Source organism: Oleiphilus sp. HI0117, assembly GCF_001635235.1.
The window spans coordinates 1-287 of sequence record NZ_LWGA01000603.1; the positions used below are offsets into that span (position 1 = coordinate 1).

Sequence of the window (287 nt, forward strand, 5' to 3'; positions counted from 1 at the left end):
CCTAAATAGCTTTCGAGGAGAACCAGCTATCTCCGAGTTTGATTAGCCTTTCACTCCTAGCCACAAGTCATCCCCTCATTTTTCAACATAAGTGGGTTCGGTCCTCCAATCAGTGTTACCTGATCTTCAACCTGCTCATGGCTAGATCACTCGGTTTCGGGTCTAATCCTAGCAACTAAACGCCCTATTAAGACTCGGTTTCCCTACGGCTCCCCTATACGGTTAACCTTGCTACTAAAATTAAGTCGCTGACCCATTATACAAAAGGTACGCAGTCACAGAACAAG

Annotated in this window: 1 rRNA gene; it reads right to left on the reverse strand. The window is 45.6% G+C overall.

What is annotated here, in order from left to right:
- Window positions 1–287: ribosomal RNA gene (locus tag A3757_RS06730) — 23S ribosomal RNA — on the reverse strand; the annotation flags it as partial.